This is a genomic window from Streptomyces sp. NPDC015661 (assembly GCF_043077765.1).
In the GTDB taxonomy this organism is placed as follows: Bacteria; Actinomycetota; Actinomycetes; order Streptomycetales; family Streptomycetaceae; genus Streptomyces.
This window is the reverse complement of sequence record NZ_JBIBST010000011.1, coordinates 298,621-321,839: the sequence shown is the minus strand read 5'-3', so window position 1 is coordinate 321,839 and position 23,219 is coordinate 298,621. Positions and strand designations below refer to the sequence as shown.

At 74.0% G+C, this 23,219-nt stretch carries 22 protein-coding genes; 11 read left to right on the top strand and 11 right to left on the bottom strand.

Annotated elements, in window-relative coordinates; translation table 11 throughout:
- Window positions 1-42: 42 nt before the first annotated feature.
- The 5 genes from ACF07V_RS29325 to ACF07V_RS29305 all read right to left on the bottom strand — a co-directional run bounded on the left by ACF07V_RS29325 (window position 43) and on the right by ACF07V_RS29305 (window position 4,756).
- Window positions 43-882 (bottom strand): 3-hydroxybutyrate dehydrogenase, encoded by an 840-nt coding sequence (locus ACF07V_RS29325; protein ID WP_392158647.1) that lies wholly within the window; start codon window positions 880-882, stop codon window positions 43-45.
- Between the two features lie 55 nt (window positions 883-937).
- A complete protein-coding gene (locus ACF07V_RS29320) occupies window positions 938-1,420 on the bottom strand; it encodes an NUDIX domain-containing protein (RefSeq protein ID WP_392158646.1) in 483 nt (160 codons plus the stop codon).
- A 195-nt stretch (window positions 1,421-1,615) separates the two neighbouring features.
- A complete protein-coding gene (gene lnt, locus ACF07V_RS29315) occupies window positions 1,616-3,214 on the bottom strand; it encodes an apolipoprotein N-acyltransferase (RefSeq protein WP_392158644.1) in 1,599 nt (532 codons plus the stop codon).
- A 100-nt stretch (window positions 3,215-3,314) separates the two neighbouring features.
- Window positions 3,315-3,887 (bottom strand): hypothetical protein, encoded by a 573-nt coding sequence (locus tag ACF07V_RS29310; protein ID WP_392158643.1) that lies wholly within the window; start codon window positions 3,885-3,887, stop codon window positions 3,315-3,317.
- Window positions 3,888-3,961: 74 nt separating this feature from the next.
- A complete protein-coding gene (locus ACF07V_RS29305) occupies window positions 3,962-4,756 on the bottom strand; it encodes a glutamate racemase (RefSeq protein ID WP_392158642.1) in 795 nt (264 codons plus the stop codon).
- A gap of 58 nt (window positions 4,757-4,814) precedes the next feature.
- Between ACF07V_RS29305 and ACF07V_RS29300 the strand changes: the two genes are divergently transcribed.
- Entirely contained in the window at window positions 4,815-5,993 is a 1,179-nt protein-coding gene (locus tag ACF07V_RS29300) for a glycosyltransferase (RefSeq protein ID WP_392158641.1), read from the top strand.
- A gap of 27 nt (window positions 5,994-6,020) precedes the next feature.
- On the opposite strand, the gene ACF07V_RS29295 is transcribed toward ACF07V_RS29300, so the two are convergent.
- The 4 genes from ACF07V_RS29295 to ACF07V_RS29280 form a co-directional block, all read right to left on the bottom strand.
- Window positions 6,021-6,656, bottom strand: a complete 636-nt coding sequence (locus ACF07V_RS29295; protein ID WP_392158639.1) for an FkbM family methyltransferase — start codon at window positions 6,654-6,656, stop codon at window positions 6,021-6,023.
- A gap of 41 nt (window positions 6,657-6,697) precedes the next feature.
- On the bottom strand, window positions 6,698-7,996 hold the full coding sequence (locus ACF07V_RS29290) for a hypothetical protein (protein ID WP_392158638.1): 1,299 nt from the start codon (window positions 7,994-7,996) through the stop codon (window positions 6,698-6,700).
- Window positions 7,993-8,886: a hypothetical protein gene (locus ACF07V_RS29285; protein WP_392158637.1), complete on the bottom strand. Its 894-nt coding sequence runs from the start codon at window positions 8,884-8,886 to the stop codon at window positions 7,993-7,995. The genes ACF07V_RS29290 and ACF07V_RS29285 overlap by 4 nt, the downstream gene beginning before the upstream one ends.
- A gap of 144 nt (window positions 8,887-9,030) precedes the next feature.
- Window positions 9,031-9,813, bottom strand: coding sequence for an ArsR/SmtB family transcription factor (locus ACF07V_RS29280; RefSeq protein WP_392158636.1), 783 nt, complete (start codon window positions 9,811-9,813; stop codon window positions 9,031-9,033).
- A 65-nt stretch (window positions 9,814-9,878) separates the two neighbouring features.
- Between ACF07V_RS29280 and ACF07V_RS29275 the strand changes: the two genes are divergently transcribed.
- The 5 genes from ACF07V_RS29275 (at window position 9,879) to ACF07V_RS29255 (ending at window position 16,412) form a co-directional block, all read left to right on the top strand.
- Complete coding sequence (locus tag ACF07V_RS29275; RefSeq protein ID WP_392158634.1) at window positions 9,879-11,330, top strand: MFS transporter; 1,452 nt, start codon at window positions 9,879-9,881, stop codon at window positions 11,328-11,330.
- 273 nt (window positions 11,331-11,603) lie between these two features.
- Window positions 11,604-12,098 carry a DUF6643 family protein gene (locus ACF07V_RS29270; RefSeq protein ID WP_392158632.1) on the top strand — a complete coding sequence of 165 codons (495 nt, stop codon included), beginning with the start codon at window positions 11,604-11,606 and terminating at the stop codon, window positions 12,096-12,098.
- A 53-nt stretch (window positions 12,099-12,151) separates the two neighbouring features.
- A complete protein-coding gene (locus ACF07V_RS29265) occupies window positions 12,152-12,985 on the top strand; it encodes an MOSC domain-containing protein (RefSeq protein WP_392158631.1) in 834 nt (277 codons plus the stop codon).
- A gap of 106 nt (window positions 12,986-13,091) precedes the next feature.
- The gene (locus ACF07V_RS29260; protein ID WP_392158629.1) at window positions 13,092-13,700 is read left to right on the top strand and encodes a hypothetical protein; all 609 of its coding nucleotides are present in this window, start codon (window positions 13,092-13,094) and stop codon (window positions 13,698-13,700) included.
- Between the two features lie 306 nt (window positions 13,701-14,006).
- Window positions 14,007-16,412 (top strand): right-handed parallel beta-helix repeat-containing protein, encoded by a 2,406-nt coding sequence (locus ACF07V_RS29255; protein ID WP_392158627.1) that lies wholly within the window; start codon window positions 14,007-14,009, stop codon window positions 16,410-16,412.
- On the opposite strand, the gene ACF07V_RS29250 is transcribed toward ACF07V_RS29255, so the two are convergent.
- A complete protein-coding gene (locus ACF07V_RS29250) occupies window positions 16,382-18,775 on the bottom strand; it encodes a hypothetical protein (protein ID WP_392158625.1) in 2,394 nt (797 codons plus the stop codon). The genes ACF07V_RS29255 and ACF07V_RS29250 overlap by 31 nt on opposite strands.
- Window positions 18,776-18,909: 134 nt before the next feature.
- On the opposite strand from ACF07V_RS29250, the gene ACF07V_RS29245 reads away from it, so the two are divergent.
- The 3 genes from ACF07V_RS29245 (at window position 18,910) to ACF07V_RS29235 (ending at window position 20,848) form a co-directional block, all read left to right on the top strand.
- Complete coding sequence (locus ACF07V_RS29245) at window positions 18,910-19,737, top strand: DeoR/GlpR family DNA-binding transcription regulator (protein ID WP_392158623.1); 828 nt, start codon at window positions 18,910-18,912, stop codon at window positions 19,735-19,737.
- Window positions 19,734-20,180, top strand: a complete 447-nt coding sequence (locus ACF07V_RS29240; RefSeq protein WP_392158622.1) for an SRPBCC family protein — start codon at window positions 19,734-19,736, stop codon at window positions 20,178-20,180. The genes ACF07V_RS29245 and ACF07V_RS29240 overlap by 4 nt, the downstream gene beginning before the upstream one ends.
- 167 nt (window positions 20,181-20,347) lie before the next feature.
- A complete protein-coding gene (locus ACF07V_RS29235) occupies window positions 20,348-20,848 on the top strand; it encodes an SRPBCC family protein (protein ID WP_392158620.1) in 501 nt (166 codons plus the stop codon).
- Here ACF07V_RS29235 and ACF07V_RS29230 read toward each other — a convergent pair.
- Window positions 20,808-21,935 (bottom strand): PLP-dependent cysteine synthase family protein, encoded by a 1,128-nt coding sequence (locus tag ACF07V_RS29230; protein ID WP_392158619.1) that lies wholly within the window; start codon window positions 21,933-21,935, stop codon window positions 20,808-20,810. The genes ACF07V_RS29235 and ACF07V_RS29230 overlap by 41 nt on opposite strands.
- 185 nt (window positions 21,936-22,120) lie before the next feature.
- Here ACF07V_RS29230 and ACF07V_RS29225 point away from each other — a divergent pair, with 185 nt between their 5' ends.
- Window positions 22,121-22,444: a hypothetical protein gene (locus ACF07V_RS29225; RefSeq protein WP_392158618.1), complete on the top strand. Its 324-nt coding sequence runs from the start codon at window positions 22,121-22,123 to the stop codon at window positions 22,442-22,444.
- Window positions 22,445-22,617: 173 nt separating this feature from the next.
- Window positions 22,618-23,211 (top strand): ATP-binding protein, encoded by a 594-nt coding sequence (locus ACF07V_RS29220; protein WP_392158617.1) that lies wholly within the window; start codon window positions 22,618-22,620, stop codon window positions 23,209-23,211.
- Window positions 23,212-23,219: the final 8 nt, after the last annotated feature.

The window sequence follows — 23,219 nt, the reverse complement described above, 5'->3', positions numbered from 1 at the left end:
TGGTCGCACCACCCCTGTGGACGAGCTGCACAGGGATCTTCCTCAGTGGGCGGTCCAGCCTCCGTCGAGGGTGAGGGAGCTGCCGGTGATGAACGAGGCCTGCGGGGTGCAGAGGTAGAGGACGGCCTCGGCGACCTCCTCCGGTTCGATGAGCCGCTTGAGCGCCGAGTCCTTGAGGAGGACCTCGGCGAGGACGCGCTCGGGCGGGATGCCGTGTGCGGCGGCCTGGTCGGCGATCTGCCGTTCGACGAGCGGGGTGCGGACGTAGCCGGGGTTGACGCAGTTGGAGGTGACCCCGTGCGGGGCGCCTTCGAGGGCGGCGGTCTTGGAGAGGCCCTCCAGACCGTGTTTGGCGGCCACGTAGGCGGACTTGAAGGCGGAGGCGCGCAGTCCGTGGACGGAGGAGAGGTTCACGATCCGGCCCCAGCCCTGGCCGTACATATGGGGCAGGGCTCCCCGGATGAGCCGGAAGGGTGCCTCCAGCATCACGGTGAGGACGGTGTGGAAGACGTCCGGCGGGAACTCCTCGATGGGGCGGACCAGCTGGATCCCGGCGTTGTTGACGAGGATGTCGGTGCCGGCGGCGACGGCCTCCGCCGCGTCCAGGTCGGTCAGGTCGAGGAGGTGGGGTTCGACGGTGCCGGGGAGCGCGCCGGCCTCCTCGGCCAGGGTGTCGAGGCCCTCGGCGGCGCGGTCGACGGCTCTGACCCGGGCCCCGGCGGCGGCGAGCCGCAGCGCGCAGGCGCGCCCGATGCCGCCGGCCGCGCCGGTGACGAGCGCGGTGCGGCCCGTGAGGTCGAGGGCGAGGCCCGCGGCGCGGGGCAGAGGCGAGGCGACGTCCGCACCGGGCTCGGTGCCGGGGACGGTGATGGGGGCGCTCATGCTCCGCAGCCTATGAACGGGCCCCTCCCCCACCGATGTGTGTCGGGCCCACAGTTCAGTTGGTTGCTGTGGTGCGGAACCATGTGGGTTCATCGGCGAGAGCCTTCTCGATCCTCAGGTACGAGAAGCGCTTCATCTCCGGCAGCCGGTCCACCTCGAACCAGCCGACCTCGGTCGACTCGTCGTCGTTGACCCGCGCCGCGCCGCCGACGGCCCGGCAGCGGAACGCGACGTCCAGGTACTGGCAGATGTCGCCGTTGGGGTAGACGACGGGCTTGCGCAGGGTCTCCACGAGCAGGATCCGCTCGGGCACGCAGTGCACGGCGGTCTCCTCGTGCACCTCGCGCACGACGGCGTCGGCGGGCTGCTCCCCCGGGTCGACGATGCCGCCGACGAGCGCCCAGAGGCCGTTGTCGGCGCGCTTGCCGAGCAGGACCCGGCCCCGGTCGTCGAAGACGACGGCGCTGACGCCCGGCAGGAAGAGCAGCTGGTGGCCGGCCGTCTTGCGCAGTTCGCGGATGAAGTCAGGAGTACCCATGCCCCGACCCTAGATCATCCGCGGATCGGGGCCGGGGGTGCGTAGGCCCGCCCGGGAGCCTCGGGCCGCCGGGGTGCGCCGGACGCGTCGGACCGCCCCGGAGCCTCAGGCCGCCGGGGTGCGCCGGACGCGTCGGACCGCCCCGGAGCCTCGGGCCGCCGGGGTGCGCCGGGCGCGTCGGACCGCCCCGGAGCCTCAGGCCGCCGGGGTGCGCCGGGCGCGTACCGCGCGGGCGGCGGCCCAGCCGAGACCGGCCGCCGCGAGCACCGCGAGCAGGGCCTCGGGCAGGGTGCCCAGGCGGGTCGCGGGGGTCTGCGAGGAGCGCAGCGGCACCTTCTCGACGAGGACGTCCGGGGTGAACATCTTCGTCTGCGCGACGATCTCGCCGTCGGGGCGGATGATCGCGCTGACGCCGCTGGTGACGGGCACGACGACCGACCGGCTGTGCTCGACGGCGCGCACCCGGCTCATCGCGAGCTGCTGGTAGGTCATCTCGCTGCGGCCGAAGGTGGCGTTGTTGCTGGGGACGGTGATCAGCTGGGCCCCGTGCGTGACGGTGTCGCGCACGGCCCAGTCGAAGGCCGCCTCGTAGCAGGTCGCGAGGCCGACCTTCGTGCCGGCGAGGTCGAAGACGCCGACCTTCGTGCCGGCGCCGAAGTCGCGGCTCACCCGGTCGACGTTGCTGTTGAAGATCCGTACGAAGGGGCGCATCGGGATGTACTCGCCGAAGGGCTGGACGTGCCGCTTGTCGTAGGTGGCGACGGGGCCGCGCTCGGGGTCCCACTCGATGAGGGTGTTGCGGAGCTTGCCGGTCTCGGGGGTGATCACGGCGCCGATCACGGTGGGCACGCCGATCTCCTTCACGGCGCCGTCGATGACGTCGGCCGCGTCGGCGTTCGCGTACGGGTCGATGTCGGAGGAGTTCTCCGGCCACAGGACGAAGTCCGGCTGCGGCTCGCGGCCCTCCTTGACGGCCTGCGCGAGCTCGCGGGTGCGGGCCACGTGGTTGTCGAGGACGGCCCGGCGCTGGGCGTTGAAGTCGAGGCCGAGGCGCGGCACGTTGCCCTGGACGGCGGCGACGGTGGCGGTGCCGTCCTCGGCGGAGTCGTCGACGAGGGGCAGCGCGGCGAGGGCGCCGGTGACCGGGACGAGGACGGAGAGCGCCGCGGCGGCGAGCGGTCCGCGCGGGACGGTGCCGGTGGCCCGGTGGGCGCGGAACCGCCGGTACGCCTCGTAGAGGCCGAAGCCGCAGAGGGCGACGGCGAAGCCGAGCACCGGGGTGCCGCCGACGGCGGCGAGCGGCAGGAAGAGACCGTCGGCCTGCCCGAAGGCGACCTTCCCCCAGGGGAAGCCGCCGAAGGGCACGCGCGCGCGTGCCCCCTCCGCGAGGATCCACACCCCGGCGGCGAAGAAGGGCCACCAGGGGAGCTTGGAGACGGCCGCGATGCCGAGGCCCGCCGCGGCCACGAAGAGCGCCTCGACGGCGGCGAGCGCGAGCCACGGACCGGCGCCGACCTCCTCGCCGGTCCACACGAGGAGCGGCAGCAGGAAACCGAGTCCGGCGAGGTAGCCGAGGCCGAACCCGGCGCGGAGCCGGCGGCCCCGCAGGGTCCAGCCGAGCAGGGCGAAGGCGGGCAGCGCGAGCCACCACAGGGGGCGCGGCGGGAAGCTCAGGTAGAGCAGGAACCCGGACAGCAGAGCCGCCCCGGGCCGCACGAACCGCCGGAGCCGGGAGCCCGGCGTGGGTGCGGTGTCGGGTCCTGGGGCGTCGACGGGGGTGATGGTGGCGCTCACCTTGGGGAGTCTACGTGTCGTCCCTGTCCGCGAGGAGGGCGGTGCGGCCCGGCCGCGGAGCCTCCCCCGGGCGGTGTACGGGGGTGTCTCGTCCGACCGGTCAGACACCGGTCGCGGCGGGCGGGACCGGCGGCGCCGGGTGGTGGAGGCGGGCGCGGATGACGCGGACCGCGGATTCGGCGTCGTCGACGGTCACCGTGAAGGTGAGGCCGTCGCCGAGGCGCAGGACCAGGCCCTCGCCGCGCCGTACGACGACGGCCGTGCCCTTCTCGGGCCGCCAGCGGTAGCCCCAGCCGCCCCACTGGCGCGGGGTGACGCTGGGCGCGAAGTCGGCGCCGACGACCTGGGCGAGCGGGATGCGGCGGCGCGGCACGCCGATGTGGCCGCAGCGGACCTCCATGGCGCGGTCGTCGACCTTCACGGCGACGTGCACGAAGGCGAGGGTGCCGAAGAGGACCAGCAGTCCGGCCGCGACGCAGCCGATCACCGCCATGAGCAGGGCGGCGGTGCCCGAGGTCCACGGGGACTCGACGGCGAGGGTGATGCCCAGGGCCATGCAGGCGGCGCCGGCGACGGCCGCGACCCACTGGAAGCGGTTGGTGGCGCGGCCGGTCCAGACGGCCGGTGCCGGCTCGTCGGCGCGCGGGTTCGAGTTCCGGGAGTGCTCCCTCATAAGGGGAGAGTACCCAGGATCGGGCGGAGCAGCGCGCCGGAGCGGGGTCGCCCGGTGACGCTCGGTGAGGGACGTCAGTGAGCGGCGGCGGTGGCCGCGAGGGTGCGGCCCTCCGCGTAGCCGAGGGCCGCGGCGGGGAGCTGTCCGGGCCGTCCGCTGAGCAGGACGGAGAGGGTGCCGGTGGGGTCCGCGTCGGGGGCGGGCTCGGCGCCGATCCGGCGCAGGGCCTGGGCGGCGACGGCGTCGGCGGAGCCGTGGAAGACGATCGGCGGCAGCCCGTCCCGGCGGCGGGCCTCCAGGGCGGCGAGGATCCGCTCCTCGACGAGTTCGTAGTGGGTGCAGCCGAGGACGACGGCGCGGACGTCGTTGGGGGTGAGCGCGGCGGCCGCGGCGACGGCGGCGTCCACGGCGTCCCGGTCGGCGTGCTCCACGGCGTCGGCGAGCCCCGGGCAGGGCACCTCCGTGACCTCGGCGCCGTCGGCGAAGTCGCGGATGAGTCCGCGCTGGTAGGCGCTGCCGGTGGTGGCGGGGGTGGCCCAGATGGCGACCTTGCCGCCGGCCGCGGCGGCCGGCTTGATCGCGGGGACGGTGCCGATGACGGGGATGTCCGGTTCGAGGGCGGCGCGGAGCGCGGGCAGGGCGTGCACGGTGGCGGTGTTGCAGGCCACGATGAGCGCCTGGGGCCGGTGCTCGGCGGCGGCCAGGGCGACGTCGAGGGCGCGGCCCGTGAGGTCCTCGGGGGTGCGCGGGCCCCACGGCATGCCGTCGGGGTCGTTGGAGAGGAGGAGATCCGCGTCCGGCCGGAGCCGCCGCACCGCGGCGGCCGCGGGCAGGAGGCCGATTCCGGAGTCCATGAGCGCGATCTTCACCCGGTCACCCTAGCCGATGTGCCTTGCGCCCCCCGCGATCTGGGGCAGACTGCCGCGAATGAGCACCTTCGCATGGTTCTCGGTCGTCTCCCTGGCCGCCTGGCTGTGGCTGCTGCTCGGCCAGGGCTTCTTCTGGCGCACCGATCAGCGGCTGCCACCGGCGCACGGGACACTGCGGGGCGCGTGGCCGAGGGTGGCCGTCGTCGTGCCGGCGCGGGACGAGGCCGGGGTGCTGCCGATGAGCCTGCCCTCCCTCCTCGTACAGGACTATCCGGGGACCGCGGAGGTCTTCCTCGTCGACGACGGGAGTACGGACGGCACGGGGAAGCTCGCCGTGGAACTGTCCGGCCGGTACGGCGGGCTGCCGCTGACCGTGGTGTCGCCGGGCGAGCCGGAGCCCGGCTGGACGGGGAAGCTGTGGGCGCTGCGGCACGGGATGGCGCTGGCACGCGCGCGGGGACCGGAGTACCTCCTCCTGACGGACGCGGACATCGCGCACGAGCCGGACAGTCTGCGGCGGCTCGTCGCGGCGGCCGCGGACAACGATCTGGACCTGGTGTCGCAAATGGCCCGGCTCCGGGTCGCGAGCTTCTGGGAGCGCCTGGTGGTGCCGGCGTTCGTCTACTTCTTCGCCCAGCTCTACCCGTTCCGCTGGATCAACCGGCCGCGGCCGCTGGCGACGGCCGCCGCGGGCGGCTGTGTGCTGCTGCGGACGGAGACGGCGGTGGCGGCGAACGTGCCGGAGGTGATCCGGCAGGCCGTGATCGACGACGTGTCGCTCGCGCGGGCGGTGCGGCGGGCCGGGGGCCGGATCTGGCTGGGGCTCGCGGAGCGGGTCGACAGCGTCCGTCCGTATCCGGGGCTCGGCGAGCTGTGGCGGATGATCACGCGGAGCGCGTACGCGCAACTGCGGCACAACCCGCTGCTGCTCGCGGGGACGGGGGCGGGTCTCGCACTGATCTATCTGGTGCCGCCCGTGGCCCTGGTGGCGGGGGTGTGGGGCGGGGACGCCGTGACGGCCTGGGCGGGCGGGGTCGCGTGGGCGGTGATGGCGGGGACGTACGTGCCCATGCTCCGCTACTACGGGCAGCCGCTGTGGCTCGCCCCGCTGCTGCCGTTCACCGCGTTCCTGTACCTGCTGATGACGGTGGACTCGGCGGTCCTGCACTACCGGGGCCGGGGCGCGGCGTGGAAGGGCCGGACGTACGCCCGCCCGGAGACGGCACCGGACCGGTGAAACGGCGCGGGCCGCCCGAGGGCCCCCTCACCGGTGCCAGGCGGCGCTGCGCCAGGCGCGCTCGGGCGGAGGGCTCACGGACGGGTGCACATAGCAGTCGTCGCAGCCGAGTTCGGCGGCCCAGCGGTAGCCGCGGGCCTCCAGGAAGCCCCGTACCTCGGCGCGGGCGGGCAGCCAGTTGTGTTCCACCGTGAGGACGCGGACGGCGTACTCGTCGAAGGGGAAGCTCTTCAGGATGGCGAGCTCGGAGCCCTCGGTGTCCAGGCTCCAGTAGTCGAGGACGGGGGGAGCGCCGCAGGCACGGAGCACGGACCGCACGGTCCTGGCCGGCCGTCGGACGGTCGGCGGCGGCGTGCCGGGGGACGTGCCGAGGACGTGGCGGGCGCAGGCGAGGAGGGCCGGGTGGTAGGCGTCGAGGATGCCGCCGACCGTGCCGGCCTCGACGAAGTCGACCTCGCCGGGCCGGTCGTACAGACAGCAGTTGACCCGATGGCAGCGGCGGTTGCGCACCAGCTCCGCGTAGAGCAGCGGGTTCGGCTCGACGCAGATCCCCGACCAGCCGTACGCGGTCTCCAGGAGGTGCGTGTTGCTGGCGTCCACGCCGTCGGAGGCCCCCGCGTCGAGGAAGAACCCTCCGCGCAGTCCGTTCAGGGCGTGGACCACGAACAGGTCCTGTCCGTACTGCGACGGACTGTCCGGCCCCCTCAGCATCGGGCCCGGGTCCGGACGAAGGCGGCGGAACGCCAGGCCGCGGTGCCGCCGCCCGCGCGGGACCCGGCGGCGAGGTCACGCTGCGGGTTGCGGTGGTCCACGTCGTCCTCCCGCTCGCCGTAGAGGAGGGTGATGTTGATGCGGTGGTTCTCGTAGCCGGGCCGGAAGCGGACCCCGTCGGTGCCGTGGAACAGGTCCGAGTTGAAGAGGATGGCCCGGTTGGCCCGGTAGGGGATGCGGACCGCGTCCACCCCGTGGGACGCCAGGTACGAGCCGATGACGTCGGGCCGCCCGTTGTACGTGTCGAAGTCCCAGTCCGGCGGGGCGTCCGCGCGGTGCACGACCAGGCCGCCGCTGTCCGGGTCGAGGTTCGCCTCGGTCGGGGTGATCCAGAAGTTGACGTTGACGGCCGCGAAGTCCGCGTGGGTGTGGCCGGAGCGGGGCAGATCGGGGCCGTTCTTGAAGGCCCACAGCTGCCGCAGCGGATAGCGGTCGCCGATGACCCGGGGCAGCGCGTCGGCGAGCTCCTCGGCGATCTGCAGCAGCAGGGGGCAGTTGAAGCCGTCGCGGAAGAAGGCGCCGAGCCGGCCGTGGGCGTAGCGGTTGGCCGACCACACCGTCGACTCCAGGCAGAAGGCGCGCAGGGATTCCAGGGCCCGCGGACTGAGCAGGTCGTCGATCACGACGATGCCGCAGCGGTCCGCGAGGTACGTCTCCTCGACGACACCCGGGTCCCAGCCGTCCCCCAGCGCCCGGTCGAGGCGGGGCGCGGTGCCGAGGTGGAGGAGCCGGTTGTAGACGTGACCGACGGCCGTGGCGTCCGCCGGGGTCATCGGCACCTGCCCGAAACGGCCCTCGGCGGCGAGCCGTTCCGCGATCGTCTCGTACGTGGCGGCGACCGTGTCGTACCCGGCGCCGAGCAGTCCGCGCGCCCGGAGGTAGCGGAGCTGCTCGACGTCGTGGCGCAGCTTGGGGACCGAGAGGTACGGGACGGGCGGCGGGCGCAGGGCGTCCGCGGGCACGGCGGGGCGCCCGTCGGGGGTGGCGCCGTTGCGCCAGCGGGCGTGGGCGTGCAGTCGGCCCAGCTCCCCGGCCGTGGTGAAGTCGCGGGCGTCCATCGCCTGCCAGGCCGTGGCGTCGAGCCAGCGCAGGTTCTCCTCGGTGGCGGTGCCGGGCCGCAGCCACAGCTCGGCGCATTCCTCGGCGCGGCCGAGCCGGGCGAGCCGGACGGTCCGTTCCCGTAGGTCGGCCTCGGAGAGGGCGGCGGGCTCGGCCGCTTCGGCGGTGGTCACCGGGTGCCGGCGGGACGGTCGAGGAGGCCGTTCTCGCGCAGCTCGACGGAGTACCGCATGAGGGCGCGCAGGGCCACGAGGGCGGGGGCCCCGCCGGAGGAGACGTGCGTGCCGCTGGACTCGGTGAGCGGATCCGTACCGCTGCCGCCGGTGGACATCTGAGTGCCACTCACCTCGGTCGCCGACATCGACACATGCGTGCCGCTCGACTCCGTCAACGGATCCGTACCACTCCCACCCGTCGACATCTGAGTACCACTCATCTCAGTCGCCGACATCGACACATGCGTGCCGCTCGACTCCGTCAACGGATCCGTACCACTCCCACCCGTCGACATCTGAGTACCACTCATCTCAGTCGCCGACATCGACACATGCGTGCCACTCGACTCCGTCAACGGATCCGTACCACTCCCACCCGTCGACATATGAGTCCCGCTCACCTCCGTGGAGGCCCGCGTGCCGAAGATGCCGCTGTCGGCGATGACGTCCACGAGGGGCCCGTCGAGGACTCCCGCTCCGCCGGCGACGAGGGCGGTCACGACGTGCGAGGCGCCGTTGTCGACCACGGCGCGGCCGAAGTCGGCGAGGACATCGGCCGAGTCCGCGCGATCGTGCCGGGGCCGGCGGGCGACGTCCCGGATCCAGCGGACGAGGCCCGGGTTCGACATCACCGCGTAGACGAGCCGGTTGGTGTCCTCCGCCCGTCCGGGTTCGAGGCGCTCGCCCCGGACGTACTCCGCGAGGATCTGGGCGGGGTCGGTGATGAACTGCTCGCGCAGCAGGAAGTCCGATGCCATCGCCGTGAACAGCGCGTCCACCCTGCGCGCCGCCGCGGCGCCGCCCAGTGCCGTCGTCGCCCGTCCGCCGTCCCTGCCCTTGAGGTCCACGCCTGCTCGCTCTCGCTCGTCCCGACGCCGCCGCTCGTGCGGGCGGCCCGACCGGTCGAAAGGTATCCATCTGAAAGGGACAAGAGGCGCATATCTGTCCTATACCACCTGCTCGTTCACTACGACGGTGGACGTGACCCCGGGTCAGTCGGCCTGCCGCAGGCCGAAGGTGGCGGCCAGGCCGTCTGATCCGGCCTCGGTCACATGGACGACCCGGGGGCGCGAGCCGTGACGCAGCCAGCCCCGTGCGAAGAGCCGTGCGGTGAGCGCCGCGCCCACGGCGCCCGCGAGGTGGTGTCGCTGCTCGCTCCAGTCCACGCAGTAGCGGATCAGGGGCCGGCGGGCCGGCAGCAGGTCCAGGTCGACGCCGAAGCGGGCGAGCGATTCCCGGCCCGTGTCGGTGAGTCGGTAGTCGACGTCGTGGCCGTATCCGGAGGCGCCGTCGCGCACGGACTCCTCGGGGCGGTGGGTGCCGTCGTGTCCGGTGAGCAGGCCACCCGCGAGCAGGGAGTCCAGCAGGTTCACGCCGAGTCGGCCGGCGAGGTGGTCGTAGCACGTGCGGGAGCGGCGCAGGGCCCCGGCGGTGCTGCTCTCGCGCAGCGAGGTGACCGGGAGGGGCGGCGCGATGACGGCCAGCGCCTCCAGGGCGAGGCTGACGTCGGGGTGGGCCAGTCGGTAGTACCGGCACCGGCCCGAGCTCTCCATGGTGACCAGTCGCGCCTCGACGAGCTTGCCCAGATGGGCGGAGGCGGTCGCGGCGCTCACCCCGGCCTCGGCGGCGAGCAGGCCGGCGGCCAGTGCGCGGCCGTCGCCGAGCGCCTTCAGCATCCGGGCGCGGGAGGGATCGGCGATCAGCTGCGCCGCTCGGGCGATGTCGGGCTGATGGTGCACCTGGTCCCGGTGTCGACCGGTCGTCGTCCTCGCCATGCGGCAAGCGTAGGCCGGGGACACTTCGACCGTCGGCGAAGTATCGCGGCTCGAGACTGGGTCGCATGACGTCCACCGATCCCTCGTTCTCCCCCGCCGCCTCCGTCGATCCGATGCCGGACCGTCCGTCCCTGTCGCTGTCGCCGCTCATCGCGTTGAGCCTCGGATACTTCCTGGTGATGCTCGACGTCACGGTCGTGAACGTGGCCGTGCCCGCCGTCCGGGCCTCGCTCGCCGCCGGCTCGTCCGACCTGCAGTGGATCGTCGACGGGTACAGCGCCTTCTTCGCGGGGCTGCTGCTGGTCGGCGGCGGACTCGGTGACCGCTTCGGGCATCGGGCGCTGTTCCTCGCCGGGCTCGGGATCTTCGCGGCCGCTTCGGCGGGGTGCGCCCTCGCGCCATCGGCGGGGGCCCTGATCGCGGCCCGGCTGGTTCAGGGCGCCGGGGCCGCGCTACTGGTGCCCGCGTCGCTCGCCCTGTTGCGGGCGGCCTACCCCGACCGGGCCCAGCGCGCTCAGGCGGTCGGCCGCTGGGGGCTCGTCTCGGCGGTCGCCTTCGGCGCCGGACCCGCGGTCGGCGGGCTGCTGGTCGCCGGGGTCGGCTGGCGTGCGGTGTTCTGGGTGAACCTGCCCGTGGCCGCGGTGGCGGCGCTGCTGACGCTGCGCCACGTCCCCGCCCCGGGTCCGGGGGCCCGGCCGGGCAGGGCGGATCCGGCCGGCCTGCTGCTCGGCGTGCTCGGGCTGCTCGGCGTGGCCGGTGCGCTCAACGAAGCGGGGCCCGCCGGCTGGTCCTCGCCGCAGGTGCTGCTGCTGTTCGCGGGCGGCGCGGTGTGCCTGGCCGCTTTCGTCGTCGTCGAACTGCGCCTGGAGAAGCGGGCGGCGACACGGCCGGAGGGCAGGCGACCACTGCTGCCGCCGTCGCTCTTCCGGGAGGCCGGGCTCACCGCGACGAACCTCATCGGTCTGCTGCTGAGCTTCGGCTACTACGGACTGCTCTTCGTCGCCGCACTGTACTTCCAGCAGGAGCAGGGGCTCGGCGCGCTGGGCACCGGGTTCGCCCTGCTGCCGTCGGTCTGCATGGGCTTCCTCGCCGCACCGCTGTCGAGCCGTCTGACCGCCCGGAGCGGTCCGTACGTGCCGATGGCCGGGGCGCTGCTCCTCGGGAGCGCCGGCTTCCTGGGCTGGTTGGCGGCGGGCCCCGACACCCCTTACCCCGTGCTGCTCTTCGCGCTCATGGCGACGGGGCTCGCGACACCGGTCACGGTGGTGGCCGCCACCGTGGCCGTCATGGAGGCGAGCCCCGCGGACAAGGCCGGTACGGCGTCAGCGGTGTTCCACGTGTCCCGCCAGGTGGGCAGCGCCATGGGCGTGGCGCTCTTCGGCACGCTCGTCGGCGGGGAGGGCGGCCCGGCCGGCGGGCTGCACGTGTCAGCGGTCATCGCCGCGGCGGCCTTCCTGCTGGCTTCGGGACTCGCTGCGGTCGCCGGGCCCCGTACCGGCGTCGCGCGGTCCGCGTGAACGGCACGACAAGGCTTCGGCAGTCTTCGACACGACGGCTCGCAGTTACGGTCGGTAATAGCTCGATAATCCTGAGTTTCATGCACGCAAGATCGAAAGTCCGCCACCCGGGTCAGCGTTGACAGATGTCCCTCGACCGAAGGAAAAAGCCCCCTCTGTTAACGCAGCCTTTATCAATGTTTTGGCAGGTCAGGCCGACAAAAACAGCGTAAAACGGATGACCCGAAGATAGGGGCTCCCCAACCAGCACATCGTGGGCTTAACTTATGTGCCATGACCTCCCCCCGCTCCACCTATGGAGGCGGTTTCCACACCGCGCCGTCCTTCCCGGACACCCCGATCTACGACTCCCTGGTCGCGGAGCGGGGCACGCCTCAGATCGCCCCGATCCGAGTGCCCGCCGCCTACGACACCGGCAGCAGCTTCCCGGCGAGCGGCTCCTACCTGCCGGCGCTCCCCGCGGCGCTGCCCGCCCTCCCGGCGGCGCCCAGCCCGCAGCCCTCCCCCGCCTACGGCGGCGGATACGGCTACCCGCAGCCCTCGGCGCAGATGGCCCCCGTCCCGCTGCAGGCCGCCCCGGCCCCGTACATCCCGCAGCAGCAGGTGGCCCCGCGCGGCTACCCGGGCGGCCAGTACCCGCAGCAGCCCCGCCCGGCCGCCGCCGGCTACGAGGCGATGCGCCCGGCGGCCCCCCGGCCCGCGCCGGTCCCGGCCCCCGCGCCGTACGACGACCCGTACAACCGCCCCTACCAGGGCGGGGGTTACTGACCGGCTTCGCCACCGGCCTCCGGCGGGGCCGGGGCGGCTGGCAGGATGAGGACATGCCTACTCCTGTGCTCCGCTCCGTCCACGTCCACCCGGTGAAGGCCATGCGCGCGCTGGCCCGCGCGGAGGCCGAGGTGCAGCCCTGGGGGCTCGCCGGGGACCGTCGCTGGACGGTCGTCGACGCCGCGAACAAGGTCGTGACCCAACGCCGCCACCCCCGGATGGCCTTGGCCACGGCGGAAGCGCTGCCCGGCGGCGGGGTCTCCCTGTCGGCTCCCGGCCACCCGACGCTGCGGGTCGAGGTACCGACGCCGCCACCGGTCACGCCCACCATCACGGTGGAGATCTTCGACAAGTTCGTGGAGGCGGTCCCGGCCGACGCCGCCGCGGCCGCCTGGCTCTCGGCGTACCTGGAGAGCGACGTACGGCTCGTGCACATGGACGCGCCCGAGCACCGGCGACCCGTGGACCCCGACTACGCGCTGCCCGGCGAGACCGTGAGCTTCGCGGACGGCTACCCGCTGCTCGTCACCACCGTCTCCTCGCTCGACGCCCTCAACTCCCTGATCGCCCAGGGCGACCACGCCGACGAGGGCCCCCTGCCGATGAACCGGTTCCGGCCGAACCTGGTGATCGAGGGCACCGCCCCCTGGGCGGAGGACGGCTGGACGCGGATCGCCGTCGGAGAGGTCACCTTCCGCGTTGCCCGGCCCTGCGGGCGCTGCGTCGTCACCACGACGAACCAGCTCACCGCCGAGCGCGGCAAGGAGCCCCTGCGGACCCTCGCCCGGCACCGCAAGAACGACGGGCGCGTCATCTTCGGCCAGAACCTCGTTCCCGAGCACACCGGCACCGTCCGCGTCGGTGACGCCGTGAAGATCCTGGACTGAGGTCGGGCCCGGGGGTTCGCCTCACACTTCGCCCGCCCGACGGGCGGGGAACCAGGCACCGGGGCACACTCGTTGGAGGAGCGGTGAACAACGAGGGGGTCCACACGTGCGTGCAGCCATCGGACTCTGGCGCTGGCGGCACAATCCCCTGCGCCGGACCACTGATCTCGTCGAGGCATGGGTCGCCTTCGCCGCGGCCGTACTGCTCTGTCTCGCGGTGCCGCTGACCGGCTGGGCGTCCGGCACCTCCGCGTACGGCTCGCTGTCGCGCGCGGTCCGCACACAGCAGGAGCAGCGGCTGCCGACGACGGCCCGGGTGGTGCGGCTCGCCGACGGCCCCGTCAGCGGCCCCCGGTCCGTCGAGACCCCCGGCGAGGAGCGGCTGCGGCGCTCCGTCGTGGCCCGCTGGACCGCGCCGGACGGCTCGGTCCGCACGGGGACGGTGGCGACGGCCCGGCAGCACTCCGCGCCCGGCGCCGCCTTCCGGCTCTGGACGGACCCGGAGGGGCGTCCGGTGCCGCCGCCGATGCAGGAGGGGACGGCGCGTGCGCACGCGATCATCGCCGGTCTGACGGCCGCGCTCCTCACCGGACTCCTGGTGGAGCTCGTCCGCCGCCTCGCGGTGCGCAGACTGGAGCTGCGGCGGTACGCGCGCCTCGACCGCGCGTGGGCGGCGGCGGGCCCCGACTGGGGCCGCACGGGCACGGGAAGCTGACCCCGCACCCACCCCACCCGGGCACGGGAAGCCGAACCCCGCCCCCGCACACGCACGGGAAGCCGAACCCCGCACCCACCCCACCCGGGCACGGGAAGCCGAACCCCCTACCCCCCCCGCCCGGGTTCGGGTTCGATCGCTCGGCGACCGAACCCGACCGCCCCGGACCGGCGGTGACGCCTCCCCGGCGGCCGTCGGCCGCCTGTGGCGGTGCGGGCCGGCGACCCGTCAACCCGGCGGCGCCGCGCGCGCTACGGTGGGGCATCGGATCAGCGGCGAGGCATGAGGCGGGGGCAGGACACACCCATGGCACAGGGCACGGTCCAGGTGACGCACACCGGCACATCGCGGTGGCGGCGCCGCACGGGTGAGTACCCCTCTCTCGCCGCCGCCCTTGAGGCCGCCGGCGACGGGGACGTGCTCACCGTCGCGCCCGGCACCTACCGGGAGAACCTCGTGGTCCGGCGGGCCGTCACCCTGCGCGGCCCCGAGGGCGGGATCGGCTCGGTGCGGATCGCGCCCCCGGACGGGGTGCCGCTGACCCTCCGCGCCTCCGTCACCGTGCAGGACCTGCACATCGAGGGGCAGGACGTGGCCGCGCCCGCGCTGCTCGTCGAGGACGGCACTCCCGAACTGCTCGATCTGCGGATCATGACCCGCTCGGCCGCCGGGATCGAGGTGCGGGGCGCCGCCCGGCCCACGGTCCGCCGCTGCACGGTCGACAATCCGGCCGGGGTCGGCATCGCCGTGCTCGACGGCGCGGGCGGGGTGTTCGAGGAGTGCGAGGTGGTCTCCGCCGGGCAGGCGGGCGTCTCGGTGCGGGGCGGGGCCCATCCGCGTCTGGAGCGCTGCCGGGTGCACCACGCCTCCGGCGCCGGGATCGCCGTGACCGGCGAGGGCAGCGGTCTGGAGGGCGTCGGCTGCGAGGTGTACGAGATCAAGGGCGCCGGTCTGCAGATCGCGGCCCGCGCCACCGCCCACCTCACCGACTCCTCGGTGCACCGCACCTCGGCCGACGGCATCACGCTCGACACGGACGCGGTGCTCACCCTCTCCGACTGCGACATCCACGACGTCCCGGAGAACGCGGTCGACCTGCGCTCGCGCTCCGTCCTGACGCTGACCCGGTCGACCGTCCGCCGCTTCGGGCGCAACGGCCTGTCGGTGTGGGACCCGGGGACGCGGGTGGACGCCAACCAGTGCGAGATCCACGACAGTACGGGCGACTACCCGGCGGTGTGGGTCAGCGACGGGGCCACCGCCGTCCTCGACGCCTGCCGGGTGCACGACGTGCCGGACGCGCTGTTCGTCCTCGACCGGGGCTCGCGCGTCGACGTCGTCGACAGCGATCTGACGCAGGTGCGGAACACGGCGGTGTCGGTGAGCGACGGGGCCACGGCCCAGCTCGATGACTGCCGGATCCGGGAGGCCTCCACGGGCGCCTGGTTCCGGGACCACGGCAGCGGCGGCACCCTCGGCGGCTGCACGATCGACTCCGTGCAGACCGGCGTCATCGTCACCAAGGGCGCCGACCCCACGATCGACCGGTGCACGGTCACCTCGCCCGCCGAGGCAGGTTTCTACGTGTCGGCGGAAGGCCGCGGCTCCTTCCACGGCTGCCGGGTGACGGGCAGCGGCGGGTACGGCTTCCACGTCACGGACGGCTGCCGCACGACCCTGCGCAAGTGCCGTACGGAACGCTGCGCGCGCGGCGGGTACGAGTTCCCGGAGGAGGGCGCGAGCGCGGAGGACTGCACCAGCGACGAGAGCGCCGTCCGCTCCTCCGTCCCCGACGGCGGCACCGTCGTCACGGCCACCCAGTCGGCGGGCCTGCTCGGTACGGTGCCCGCGCCGCGCGCCCCGGTGGCCGTGCCGGCCGCGCCGGAGCCCGGGCCCGAAGCCCGTTCCTCGCAGGACGTGCTCGGCGAGCTGGACGCCCTGGTGGGTCTGGAGAGCGTCAAGCTGGAGGTGCGGACCCTCACCAACATGATCGAGGTGGGGCGCAGGCGCCAGGAGGCCGGGCTCAAGGCGGCCTCGGTCCGCCGCCATCTCGTCTTCACGGGCAACCCCGGCACGGGCAAGACGACGGTCGCCCGGCTGTACGGCGAGATCCTCGCCTCGCTCGGGGTCCTGGAGCGCGGGCACCTGGTGGAGGTCTCCCGGGTGGACCTGGTCGGCGAGCACATCGGCTCGACGGCGATCCGTACGCAGGAGGCCTTCGACCGGGCGCGCGGCGGAGTCCTCTTCGTCGACGAGGCGTACGCGCTGTCGCCGGAGGACTCGGGGCGGGACTTCGGCCGCGAGGCGATCGACACGCTGGTGAAGCTGATGGAGGACCACCGGGACGCGGTGGTGGTCATCGTCGCCGGGTACACGGCGGAGATGGAGCGCTTCCTCACCGTCAACCCCGGTGTGGCCTCGCGGTTCTCACGGACCATCACCTTCGGCGACTACGAGCCGGAGGAACTCCTCCGGATCGTCGGCCAGCAGGCGGACGAGCACGAGTACCGGCTCTCCCCGGGCACGGACGAGGCACTGCTCGCGTACTTCGAGAAGCTCCCCAAGGGCCCGGCGTTCGGCAACGGCCGTACGGCGCGGCAGACCTTCGAGTCGATGGTGGAGCGGCACGCGGGCCGGGTCGCCGCGCTCGCCGAGGCGAGCACGGACGACCTGACCCTGCTCTACCCGGAGGACCTGCCCGAACTGCCCTGATCCGCTGCCTCGTTCGGCACGCGCTGGTGGGGAAGGGCGGGCGGGAGCCGGTCGAGGAGTTCCGAGCGGTGGCGGGCGAACGCCGGATCGGCCTGGTAGTCGGAGTGGCCCAGGATCGGTTCGGGCAGCGGATGTGCGCGGGTGCGGCCGTACGCCACCGGGTCGAGCAGCTCCTCGCCGTCGACGGCCGGCCGGCCGGCCTCGGCGGGCACCCTGACGGGACCGCCGATCGGATCGGTGGCGCGGAACAGATTGCTCCAGCAGTGCACCGTACGGTTCAGGGCGCGCAGCGCCTCGGGGCCGAAGTACGCGGGGAACCAGCGGCCGTAGAGCCGCTCCAGGGGTGAGCCGTAGGTGAGCAGGGCGACCCGGCTCCGGGTGGCGGGCTGCAGCTGCCAGACGGCGGCCGCGGCGAGGACGCTGCCCTGGGAGTGCCCGGAGATGACGAGCCGGCCGCCCGTGCCGCGGGTCCAGGAGCTCATCCGCCAGGTGAGGTCGGGGACCGCGCGCTCGGCGTAGCAGGGCGGGGCGAAGGGGTGGGCGGCGCGGGGCCAGAAGGTGCCGACGTCCCAGAGGATGCCGATGGTGCGGCGGGCCGAGGCGTCCCGGTAGGCGCGGCGGCCCCAGGTGACGAAGAGCAGGAAGCCGAGGCCGATCATCCAGGAGCCGAGGGCCTGGGTCGCGGAGGCGAGGGAGGCGATCGCGGGGTGGGCCCCGTCGAAGGCCCGGCCCGGGACGTTCCCGCTGGCCCAGGCGCCGGCGACGGACGCGGCCCCGAGGAGCAGGGTCGCGCCGGAGACGACGCCGACGAGGACGGGCGCGGAGTCGGTGAGCGCGGCGCGGGCCCGGCCGGCCGCGATCTGCCCCGTACGGACCGGGTCGCGTTCGTCGGCGGCCTCGTAGTCGGCCTCGACGGAGGGGCGCAGTCGCCGGGCGTCGAGGAGCGTCCGTACGACGAGGAGGGCGGCGGGCGCGAGGAGCAGCAGGAGCAGGACGGGGATGACCGAGGCCTGCCAGCTGAGCAGGACGGGCGGGCCGATGCGTACACCGCCGCAGGCGGCCGGGCCGTCGAGCCAGTCGGCGACGCGCTGGGCCACTCCCCCGGACATCACCCCGGCGAGCGCGCAGGCGAGCATCGCGACGGCGGGGCCGCCGAGTCCGCGCAGCGCGGTACGGGGGTCCCTGCGGGGCCGCTGGAGGAGCAGGGCGACGACGCCGAGGGCGACGACGAGACCGCCCTGGACGAGGGTGAGGGCGCCGAAGACGGCGTCGCCGGGAAGGGTGCCGGAGGAGGTCCGGCCGGGGCGGGACCATCCGGCGTGCACGGCGGTGAGCACGAGGAGGACGAGGGAGGCGGCGGGCAGCCAGGAGACGAGGGCCCGTTCGACGCGCAGGTCGAGCCGGCGTTCGCTGCGGCCGCGCCGGCAGACGACCCAGAGCACGACGACGGCGAGGAGGGCGACGGCCGCCTGGAGGACCCAGCCGAGGACCGTGCGGAGGCCGGGGGCGCCGGCATCGTGGCGGGCGCCGGCCGTGACGAGGGCGGCGGCGACCGTGAGGAATCCGGCGGCGGTGTGGGCCGCCCGGAGACGGGCGACGAGCCGGCGGCCGTACCAGAAGCCGGGGCGGCCGAGCGCGGGGCGGAGCTCGACGGGACCGGCGGGGTCGGCGGCGTCCGCGGCCTCCGTGTCCGCCGTGTCCGCCCGCGGCTCCGTGACGGGCGCGTCGTACCCGGTGGGCGGGCGCTGCGCCTCGTACGCGCTCCACGTCCGGTTGGAGAGGTACCAGAGCAGTCCGACGAGCGCGGTCGGCACGAGCGCGGCGAGGGCGAGACGGCGGCCCGGCAGGGACCACCAGCCGCCGCGGCCCTCGGAGAGGAAACCGAGCCAGGAGTAGGCGTCGGTGCAGGCGGGGACGGCGGCGCACTGCCAGGCCGTCAGGTCGAGCGCGACCTCGCAGGCGGCGGCGGTGAGGAGCACGGTGAGGCTGAGGGCGACGAGCCGGACGAGGACCCCGTAGAGCCGCACGAGCCCCGGCCTGCCCTCGGCGGGCGGCCGCATCCAGTGCGCCAGATTGGCCACCATGAAGGGCAGGAGCAGCAGCCACAGGGCGCGGGCGCCGTCGCCGGAGGTCAGATTGGACCAGCAGTACGCCTCCGGAACGGGGCGCGCCGCGTACCGCTCGGGGTGGTCCTCGGCGTCGAGGTCCTCGGCCCGCCGGAACACGGCGGCGGTCCGGTCGCCGGTGACCCGCACGGTCCTGGGGTCGTCGAGCATCGACTCGGGGGTCGCTCCGCCGACTCCGTGGACGAGGAGTTCGAGCGCCGCGCCCCCGCTCTCCGGGGCGGGTGTGGCAGGGGACACTGAGGGGACTTCCTATCGGAGTGGGAAGATGCGACGTCGGCAACAGGATCGCGGAAGGCCGTGCGACCGCGCACGGTCTCTCACCGAATCCGACACTCATCCCCTTGTCTCCTGCGGAAGGACCGGCCCCGGCGGTGACTGACAACCAGAACCTCCTCGCGGAGCAGCGGCGTGCCCTGATCCTCGACGAGGTACGGCGGCGTGGCGGAGTACGGGTCAACGAACTGACCCGGCGTCTGAACGTCTCGGACATGACGATCCGCCGCGACCTGGACGCGCTGGCCCGGCAGGGCATGGTCGCGAAGGTGCACGGCGGGGCCGTTCCGGTGGTCGAGGCGAGCACCCACGAGCCGGGCTTCGAGGCCAAGTCGGTGCTCGAACCGAGCGCCAAGGACGAGATCGCCCGCACGGCCGCCGCCCTGGTCGCGCCCGGGACGGCGATCGCCCTCTCCGGCGGGACGACGACCTACGCGCTCGCCCGGCACCTGCTCGACGTGCCCGACCTGACGGTGGTCACCAACTCGGTGAGGGTCGCCGACGTCTTCCACGAGGCGCAGCAGACCGTCGGCGGGGGCGAGGCGCGGCGCGGGGCGGCGACGGTCGTCCTCACCGGCGGGGTGCGCACGCCGTCCGACGCGCTGGTGGGGCCGGTGGCGGACCGGGCGATCCGCTCGCTCCACTTCGACCTGCTGTTCCTCGGGGTGCACGGCATCTCGGTGGAGGCCGGCCTGTCGACGCCGAACCTGGCGGAGGCCGAGACGAACAGCTGCCTGATGCGCTCGGCGCGGCGGGTCGTGGTGGTCGCCGACCACACCAAGTGGGGGACGGTGGGCCTGAGTTCCTTCGCCTCCCTGGACGAGGTCGACACCTGGGTGACGGACCGGGGCCTGCCGGAGGGCGTACGCGCGGAGGTGGCGGAACACGTGCCGGGACTGATGGTGCCCGGCGAGGCCGAGGCGTGACCCTCTTCCGGCTCGAACGGACGGTGCCGCTCGCTCCTGAGGAGGTGTGGCACCGGCTCACGGACTGGCCGGCGCACGGACGCCAGGTGCCGCTGACCCGGACGACGGTCCTGACGCCGGGCCCGAACGGGACGGGGACCCGCTTCACCGCCCGCACGGGCATCGGCCCGCTGTCCTTCGACGACCCGATGGAGGTCGTGCGCTGGGAGCCGCCGACGGCCGACCGCCCGGGCGTCTGCCGCCTGGAGAAGTACGGCCGGGTGGTACGGGGCTGGGCGCAGATGGAGGTGACGGGGACGCGGGCGCGGGGCGGCGGCAGCCGGGTGGTCTGGACGGAGGACCTCTCGGTACGGGGCGTGCCGAGGGCCTTCGACGGCCTGCTGGCGGGAGCGGGCCGCGCGATCTTCGGCCGAGCCCTGAACGCCCTCCTCCAAGGCCGCTGACCCCACCCGTTGTGGGCAGGCGTTCCGCCGGGGCGGCCCCACCCGCCGCCCCCCGTTGTGGGCAGGCGTTCCGCAAGGGGCGATTGCCCACACGGCGGTGGGGGCCTGGGCTGTTGACAGTGCGTCAGCTATGGTGCTGCATCCGATCGCGTCCCCCGGGAGGGCCCATGGCACGCCGACTGCAGCCGGTGGAGCTCGACTTCACCGTGTCCGCGCCCGTCCGCCTCGTCTTCACCGCCACCCTCGCCGCGCCCCCACCCGCCGTGTACCGGTCCGTCGCCGTGGAGGTGGGGAGCCTGCCGTCCTGGTTCACGGCCGTCACCTCCGCCGTCCCGACGGGCGACGGCGCCGGCCGGACGGTCCGGCTGCGGGGCGGGATCGCCTTCGACGAGACGATCCTGGCCTCGGAGCCCGACCTCCGCTACGCCTACCGGGTCGACACGACGAACGCCCCCGGCGTGACCGCGATGGCGGAGGAGTGGACCCTCTCCCCCACCGGCACGGGCACCCTTCTGCGCTGGACCATGGCCGCCGACGGCGCGGCCCCGTTCCGGCTCGCGCTGCGCCTCGCGGCGCCGGGCGTGGGGTTCTCCTTCCGGGACGCGGCGCGCCGGCTGGACCGGCGGCTCACTCCGGCCAGACCCCCGTCGCGAGGAAACGCTCGATAGCGGCGGAGTAGGGGGCGATGTCCAGACCCTGGGCGGCCAGCCAGTCGTCGGAGTAGTACTTGTCGAGGTACCGCTCGCCGGGGTCGCAGATGAGGGTGACGACGCTGCCGGTGCGCTCGTGGGCGACCATCTCGGCCACGATCTTGAAGGCGCTCCACAGTCCGGTCCCGGTGGAGCCGCCGGCCTTGCGGCCGATCGCGGTCTCCAGGGCGCGGACGGCGGCGACGCTCGCCGCGTCGGGGACCTTCATCATGCGGTCGATGGCCCCGGGCACGAAGCTGGGCTCCATGCGGGGGCGGCCGATGCCCTCGATGCGCGAGCCGCAGTCGGCGGTGGCGTTGGGGTCGTGGTGCGTCCAGCCGTCGAAGAAACAGGAGTTCTCGGGGTCGGCGACACAGATCCGGGTGTCGTGCTGCATGTAGTGCACGTAGCGGGCGATCGTCGCGGAGGTGCCGCCGGTGCCGGCGGTGGCGACGATCCACGCGGGCTCCGGGTAGCGCTCCAGCTTCAGCTGCTGGTACATCGACTCGGCGATGTTGTTGTTGCCGCGCCAGTCGGTGGCCCGCTCCGCGTAGGTGAACTGGTCCATGTAGTGGCCGCCGGTGCGCTCCGCGAGCGCGGCGGACTCCTCGTACATCGTCCGCGAGTCGTCGACGAAGTGGCACTGCCCGCCGTGGAACTCGATGAGCCGGCACTTCTCGGGGCTGGTCGTGCGGGGCATGACGGCGATGAAGGGGACCCCGATGAGCTTCGCGAAGTACGCCTCGGAGACCGCGGTCGAGCCGCTGGACGCCTCGATGACGGGCTTTCCGGGGCGGATCCAGCCGTTGCAGAGCCCGTAGAGGAACAGGGAGCGGGCGAGGCGGTGCTTGAGGCTGCCCGTGGGGTGGGTCGACTCGTCCTTGAGGTAGAGGTCGATGCCCCACTTCTCGGGGAGGGGGAAGCGCAGCAGATGGGTGTCGGCGGAGCGGTTGGCGTCGGCCTGGACCTTGCGCACGGCCTCCTTCAGCCACGACCGGTACGCCGGGTCGCTGCGGTCGACGTCGACGGTGGCCGCCGCGGCCGCGGTCTCGTGGGTGGTGCTCATCCGTCGCTCTCCTCGTGTCGCCTCGGGGGTCCCCCAGTGCCGACAATACCGCTCTCACCTGGGCAAACGTTCCCTTTGACGATCCATAGGCCTGCCTTGTGGACGCCCTTCCGCAGGGCTACTGGTGCGGGCGGCGAGGGCCCGGCACACTGGGTACGGCAACCGGGTGAAAGGGGCGGATCGGCATGGCGGAGCCCGAGTTCAGCGCCAGGGGTGTACGGATCGCGCGCTGGCCGCGCTCGCTGACGCGGGCGGGTGAGGTGCGGATCGAGGACGGCCGCCTCGCGCTCCTCACGAGTTACGGCAGCGAGATCGACAGTGCGCCGGTCTCGGCGGTACGGGCGGGGCGGCCGTGGTTCGCGAAGGCGGACGAGACGGTGGCCACCGTGAACGGCACGCGGTACCGGCTGAAGCTGCACGCCGACGGCGACCGCGGCCGTGACGGCGGTGACGCGGAGGCGTCGGGGCGGTTCCTCGCCGCGCTGAAGAGGGCCGCGGGACGGTCCTGAGCTGCGGCGGCTCGCGGCGAGTTGCGGGGCGGTCACGGCTGGTCCAGGCTGGAACCCACCTCACTGAGGGTTCTGCGGTGGTGACGCTGCGATCAGGTCGCCACTGCCCGTCTGTACCGCATGTCAGATCCGAATCTTCGTCTTCTTCCGGACCACTTCGGGGAGTCGCAGCCGTGATCAGCGAGCCGAGCAGGTACTACGCGGTGGAGCTTCAGGCCCTGCCGTCGCGGATCGGACAGGTCCGCCGCATCATCTCCGCGCATCTCCGACATTGGCAGCTGGACGCCTTGGTCGACCAGGCCGTTCTCGGCGTGACGGAGCTTCTGACGAACGTGCACCGCCACGCCAGGCCGGACAAGCACTGCACGGTCGAGCTCGAGCTGCTGCTCGACCGTCTCACCGTCTCCGTACGGGACCACGATCCCCGCCTCCCCGAGATCTGCGAGGCGGAGGTGTCCGACCCGGTCGACGATCTCGACGCGCTCGCCACCTCCGGCCGGGGGCTCACCATCGTCGGTGCGGTCAGCGAGAGCTGGGGCATCCGGCCGTGCGGCGCCGACGGCAAGGTCGTGTGGTTCACCCTCACGGCGCCGCCCGTCGGCGACCCCGTCGAGGAGTGCGCGCGCGCCGGGTACGGCGTCACGATCGAGGCCCCGTTCGCGGGCGTCGGCTACAGCCGGCTCCCCGGCGTGCCGCTCAGCTCGCCTGCCGAGCCGGTGCCGGCGCCGTCGGTCGCCCGCCCGGTCCTCGCGGGCCGAGCGGGCTGAGAGGCAGC